Genomic DNA, 6,000 nt, shown 5'->3' with positions numbered 1-6,000 from the left:
ACGACAGGCCTTGTGTCGGTCCAGCGACCGTTCCGGACGATAGAGCCGCGACTCGTCCGAGGCAACGGGAATCTGGTCACAAAACCGCCTTGAGACGCACTCTCCGGCCAGGGGCGACTCGCGTGTGGAACATACAACGAAGTCGCCGGAAATCGTGATCAGACAAGGCAACAACGAAAACGGCCCATGCGCGGACGCATGGGCCGTTTCAAAATTTCGATCGCTGTGGATCGCGGGAGGACAGGCCTCCCGGAACCCGCTCCGGCGCCTGGATCAGGCGGTCGCGATCGCCTTGATGCGAGCGCTCAGACGGGAGATCTTGCGCGAAATGGTGTTGGCATGGGCCACGCCCTTGCCGGCCGCACGCTGCATCTCCGGCTGCGCGGCGCGCAGAGCGGCGGAAGCCTGCTCCTTGTCGCCGGACGCGATCGCGGTCTCGACCTTCTTGATGAAGGTGCGCATGCGCGACTTGCGGGCTGCGTTGCGGGCGGTGCGGACTTCGGTCTGCCGGATGCGCTTGCGCGCGGATGCGGTGTTCGCCATGGCTCTCTGTTCTGTAAGCGCGTCAATGAGCCGGTGGCCGTTCCCTCCCGCGTCAGCGAGAACAAACAGCAACCCCGGCGAAGGGTCGGACTTCTAGTTCACCCCCTGCCGCCAAGTCAAGGAAACCGGCAACGCTTTCCGATCACACCTGCCGTGTCGGGCAGAAGAACGTGCTCCGCCCGCCCTGGACGATGCGCCGCACCCCATCGCAGCCGGGTTTTCCGACGCAATCCGGGCAAGGCTCGCCTTCCCGCCCATAGACCCGCCAGTTGTGCTGGAAATAGCCCAGCTCCCCGTCCGGCTGCACGTAATCCCTGAGCGACGATCCCCCGGCCGCGATCGCCTCGGTCAGAACCGCCCGAATCGCCTTCACCAGACGCTCGATTCCCGTCCGCCCGACCGAACCCGCCACACGCTCTGGCGACAGCCCGGCCCGGAACAACGCCTCGCACACATATATATTGCCCAGACCCGCCACGATGCGCTGGTCCAGCAGCGCAGCCTTCAGCGACGTCCGACGCCCGGCGAACGCCTCCCCGAGAAACCGCGCCATGAACCCCGTCTCCAGCGGCTCCGGCCCCAGCCCCGCCAGAAGCCGGTGCGAGTCCTCTCCCGCCGTCGGCATCAGATCCACCGCCCCGAACCGGCGCGGATCCACCAGCCCCAGACGGCAGCCCTCCTCGGTCTCGATCACCACATGCTCGTGCGGCCCGACGACCACCTCCTGCACCGCATCCAGACGGGTCAGATTGATCCGCCCGGACATGCCGAGATGCCACAGCACGCTGTCGCCGCCATTGAGACGCATCAGGATGTATTTGCCGCGCCTGCGGAAATCCCGCACCAGCGCCCCCTGCAAACGCGCCGCCAGCCCGGGCGGCATCGCCCAGCGCAGATCCGGGCGGCGCACTTCCGCGCGCACGATGGTGTGGCCTTCGAGATGCGCTCGCATCCCGCGCATCACGGTCTCGACTTCGGGGAGTTCCGGCATGGGCCCGGCAGGCTATACAAGGGACCGATGAGCGACAATTCCCTGCCCACTCCGCACGCCGCCCCCTCGGGCACCACCACCGATTTCGGCTTCCGCGACGTGCCGCTGGCCGAGAAGAAGCCCATGGTGCGCGCGGTGTTCGACAGCGTCGCGCCCAAATACGACCTGATGAACGATCTCATGTCGCTGGGCATCCATCGCGCCTGGAAGCGCATCTTCATCCAGACCCTCGCCCCCCGACCGCATCTCTCCCTGCTCGACCTCGCCGGCGGCACGGGCGACATCTCGTTCGGCTGGCTCCGCGCCGGCGGCGGTCCCGCCATCCTCAGCGACATCAACGCCGCCATGCTGGGCGTCGGTCGCACCCGCGCCGTCGAGCGCGCCCTGGTCGCCGATCTCCGCTTCCTGGTCGCCGATGCCGAGCGCCTGCCCCTGCCCGACCGCTCTGTGGACCGCGTGTCCATGGCGTTCGGCCTGCGCAACTGCACCGACAAGGACGCCGTGCTGTCCGAAGCCCGACGCGTGCTCAAGCCCGGCGGCCGCTTCCACTGCCTCGAATTCTCCCGCGTGCAGGTCGCGGCCCTGGCTCCGGTCTACGATGCCTGGTCCTTCCGCGTCCTGCCCAGGCTCGGACAGGCCATCGCCGGCGACGCCGAGAGCTACCAGTATCTCGCCGAAAGCATCCGCATGTTCCCCGATCAGGACACGCTCGCCGGCATGATGCGCAAGGCCGGCCTCGCCCGCGTCTCGGTGCGCAACCTGTCCGGCGGAATCGCCGCGATCCATTCCGGCTGGCGCCTGTGATCGCCCCCGGCACGCTCCAGGGCAGGAGCGTGCTGCTGATCGTTTCCGGCGGCATCGCCGCCTACAAGTCGCTGGAACTGATCCGCCTCCTCACCGCCGAGGGCTGCACGGTCCGCTGCGTCCTCACCGAGGCCGGCGCCCAGTTCGTCACCCCGCTCAGCCTGCAGGCCCTCAGCGGTCATCCGGTCCACACCACCCTCTGGTCGCTCACGGACGAAAGCGAGATGGGCCATATCGCCCTGTCCCGCGCCGCCGATCTCGTCGTCGTCTGCCCCGCCTCCGCCGACATTCTCGCCAGGATGGCCGCGGGCATGGCCGGCGACCTCGCCTCGACCCTGCTGCTCGCCACCGACACGCCGGTCCTGGCCGCCCCCGCCATGAACGTCCGCATGTGGCTGCACCCCGCCACGCAGCACAACGTCGCCACGCTCCGCGCCCGCGGCGTCAGCTTCGTCGGCCCCGAGGACGGCATCATGGCCTGCAACGAGTTCGGCCCCGGCCGTCTCGCCGAACCGCCGGAGATCCTCCGCGCCATCGCCGCGCAACTCGCCGCGCCCGCCGCACCGGTGCAGCCCCTCGCCGGCCGCCACGCCCTCGTCACCGCCGGCCCTACCCACGAACCCATCGACCCGGTGCGTTACATCGCCAACCGCTCCTCCGGCCGTCAGGGCTATGCCATCGCCGCCGCCCTCGCCGCGCGCGGCGCACGCGTCACTTTGGTCAGCGGCCCCGCCGCCCTGCCCACGCCGCCCGGCGTGTCCCGCATCGACATCGAAACCGCCCGCGAGATGCTCGCCGCCTGCGACGCCGCCCTGCCCGCCGACATCGCCGTACTCTGCGCCGCCGTCGCCGACTGGCGCAGCGCGCACGAGGCCTGCCGCAAACTCAAGAAGCACCCCGGCGAAGCCCCCGAGCCGCTCCCGCTCGTGCTCAACCCCGACATCCTCGCCCATCTCTCCGCCCCCGGCCCGAACCGCCCGGCCCTCGTGGTCGGCTTCGCCGCCGAAACAAACGATCTGCTCGCCAACGCCGCCGCCAAGCTCGACCGCAAGGGCTGCGACTGGATCGTCGCCAACGACGTCGCCGACGGCACCGGCATCATGGGCGGCGACACCAACGAGGTGCATCTGCTCACCCGCGACGGCGCCGAAACATGGCCCCGCCTGCACAAGGACGCCGTGGCCGACCGCATCGCCGACCGCATCGCCGACCGGTTCGCCACCCCGCCGGCTTGACCGCGACGCCCCTCGCCCGCAGACACGCGCTCCCAACGCACAGCGCAGGATCCCGCCCATGACCGCACCGACACGCATCATCCGCGTGCGACGCCTGCCGCATGCCGCCGGCCTGCCCCTGCCCGGCTACGAGACCGCGGGCGCCGCCGGCATGGACCTGCTCGCCGCCATCGACGAACCGATCCTGCTCGAACCCGGCGCCCGCATCCTCGTGCCCACCGGCCTCGCCATGGCCTTGCCGCCCGGACACGAACTCCAGATCCGCCCCCGTTCCGGCCTCGCCTTCAAGCACGGCATCGTCCTGCCCAACGCGCCCGGCACGATCGACGAGGATTATCGCGGCGAACTCAAGATCATCGTCATGAACGCCGGCGACGCCCCCTTCCGCATCGAACGCGGCACACGCATCGCCCAGGCCGTGCTGGCCCCCGTGCTCCGCGCCGAATGGAACGAGGTCGAAACGCTAGACGACACCGCACGCGCCGCAGGCGGTTTCGGCAGCACGGGACACTGATCCGCTTCCTCGCCCCGACGGCCACGGGACCGACTGCCACGGGAACGTCACGAACAGCCCGCCCGGGCGGGCTGGCGGCCCCGCAACGGGTGCGCTAAAGGCCGACGATCCGCCCCGGAACGCAACGATCGCACTAAACGAGGCCCCATGCTGCAAATGCGCTTCGCCAACCTGCGCGTGCCCGGCATCGGCGTTCCCGCCAATCCGTCCGTCGAAACCAAGCCCAACGTGTTCGACTTCGTCGCGATCATGCTGCTGCTCGGCGTCGCCGTCGCCGTCGCCTCGGTCGCACGACACACCTTCGCGCCTCTCTCCGCCCCCGGCGCCACCGAGATCCATCTCGATCCGGCCTATCTGCCCGCCTACGCCGTGCGCACCACGCTGCGCATGTTCGCGGCCCTGCTCGCCTCCCTCGTCTTCACCTTCACCTATGCGGTGTGGGCCGCGAAAAGCCGACGCGTCGGCGCGATCCTGGTCCCGATCCTCGACATCCTCCAGTCGATCCCGATCCTCGGCTTCCTCACCTTCACCGTCGTGTTCTTCATGAGCCTGTTCCCCGGCCGCGTGCTGGGCGCCGAACTCGCCGTGATCTTCACCATCTTCACCTCGCAGGCCTGGAACATGGCCTTCTCCATGTACCAGTCGCTGAAGACCGTACCCTCCGACCTCAACGAGGTTTCGCGCGGCTTCGGCCTGTCCTCCTGGCAGCGCTTCTGGCGGCTCGAAGTGCCCTACGCCATGCCCGGACTGGTGTGGAACACCATGATGAGCATGTCCGGCGGCTGGTTCATGGTGGTCGCCTCCGAAGCCGTCACCGTCGGCAACACCTCCTTCGTGCTGCCCGGCGTCGGCTCCTTCATCGCCGAGGCCGTCTCCCACAAGGATCTCTGGGCGGTGGTCGAGGCCATCATCACCATGCTGGTGGTGATCCTGATCTACGACCAGATCCTGTTCCGCCCGCTGGTCGCCTGGTCGGCACGCTTCCGCATGGAAACCACCGCCGGCGCCGTCGCGGAAGACCCGTGGATGCTGGCCCTGCTGCGCCGCACTCGCCTGCTCAACCGCGCCTCGCGCCTGTTCGGCGACATGCTCACCTCCGTCGGCGGCCTGCCGATCGGCGCCCGCCCCACTTCGCGCCAGCGCGCCCTGGTGCCCGCCCGCCTCGGCGACGGGCTGTGGTACGGCATGCTCGCCGTCGTGGTCGCGATCGCCTGCTGGCAGGTCTACGAATACGCCCGCGCCAATCTCTCCTGGCACGAGATCGGCCATGTCATGCTGCTCGGCTGCTACACCATGATCCGCGTGGTCACCATGATCGCGCTCGCCTCGCTCGTCTGGGTACCGATCGGCGTCTGGCTCGGATTGCGCCCCAGCTGGGCCCAGCGCGCGCAGCCGGTGGCGCAGTTCCTCGCCGCCTTCCCCGCCAACCTGACCTATCCGGTGTTCGTGGTCGTCATCGTCCACTACCATCTCAACAGCAATATCTGGCTGACCCCGCTGATGGTGCTCGGCACGCAGTGGTACATCCTGTTCAACGTCATCGCCGGCGCCGCCGCCTTTCCGGGCGACCTGCTGGAAGCAGCGCGCAACTTCCAGATCCGCGGCTGGCGCTGGTGGTATCGCGTGATGCTGCCCGGCATCTTCCCGTATTTCGTGACCGGCGCCCTCACCGCCTCGGGCGGCGCCTGGAACGCCTCCATCCTGTCCGAGATCGCGAGCTGGGGCTCCACCACGCTCGTCGCGACCGGCCTCGGCTCCTATATCGCCGAAGCCACCACCGCGGGCGCCACCGCCAAGGTCGCTCTCGGCATGGTCGCCATGTCCTTCTTCGTGATCCTGTTCAACCGCATCCTCTGGCGTCCGCTCTACAGCTTCGCCAGCCGCCGCCTCACCTTTTCCTGAAGGAGCCCACC

6 protein-coding genes are annotated in these 6,000 nt (G+C 69.1%); 4 read left to right on the top strand and 2 right to left on the bottom strand.

Annotation, left to right across the window (positions count from 1 at the left end; translation table 11 throughout):
* Positions 1-273: 273 nt before the first annotated feature.
* Positions 274-543 carry a 30S ribosomal protein S20 gene (gene rpsT, locus ACZ5BM_RS16635; RefSeq protein ID WP_498909258.1) on the bottom strand — a complete coding sequence of 90 codons (270 nt, stop codon included), beginning with the start codon at positions 541-543 and terminating at the stop codon, positions 274-276.
* 142 nt (positions 544-685) lie between these two features.
* Positions 686-1,534, bottom strand: coding sequence for an Fpg/Nei family DNA glycosylase (gene mutM, locus ACZ5BM_RS16630; RefSeq protein ID WP_498909257.1), 849 nt, complete (start codon positions 1,532-1,534; stop codon positions 686-688).
* Positions 1,535-1,561: 27 nt separating this feature from the next.
* Between mutM and ACZ5BM_RS16625 the strand changes: the two genes are divergently transcribed.
* The 4 genes from ACZ5BM_RS16625 (at position 1,562) to ACZ5BM_RS16610 (ending at position 5,989) form a co-directional block, all read left to right on the top strand.
* Positions 1,562-2,338 carry a class I SAM-dependent methyltransferase gene (locus tag ACZ5BM_RS16625; protein ID WP_498909255.1) on the top strand — a complete coding sequence of 259 codons (777 nt, stop codon included), beginning with the start codon at positions 1,562-1,564 and terminating at the stop codon, positions 2,336-2,338.
* A complete protein-coding gene (gene coaBC / locus ACZ5BM_RS16620; RefSeq protein ID WP_498911696.1) occupies positions 2,338-3,573 on the top strand; it encodes a bifunctional phosphopantothenoylcysteine decarboxylase/phosphopantothenate--cysteine ligase CoaBC in 1,236 nt (411 codons plus the stop codon). The genes ACZ5BM_RS16625 and coaBC overlap by 1 nt, the downstream gene beginning before the upstream one ends.
* A 58-nt stretch (positions 3,574-3,631) precedes the next feature.
* A complete protein-coding gene (gene dut / locus ACZ5BM_RS16615; protein ID WP_498909254.1) occupies positions 3,632-4,087 on the top strand; it encodes a dUTP diphosphatase in 456 nt (151 codons plus the stop codon).
* Between the two features lie 156 nt (positions 4,088-4,243).
* Positions 4,244-5,989: an ABC transporter permease gene (locus tag ACZ5BM_RS16610; RefSeq protein ID WP_498911694.1), complete on the top strand. Its 1,746-nt coding sequence runs from the start codon at positions 4,244-4,246 to the stop codon at positions 5,987-5,989.
* Positions 5,990-6,000: the final 11 nt, after the last annotated feature.

The sequence above is a fragment of the Lichenicola sp. GTC18331 genome (assembly GCF_055386855.1).
This window is presented reverse-complemented; position numbering and strand designations above follow the sequence as displayed.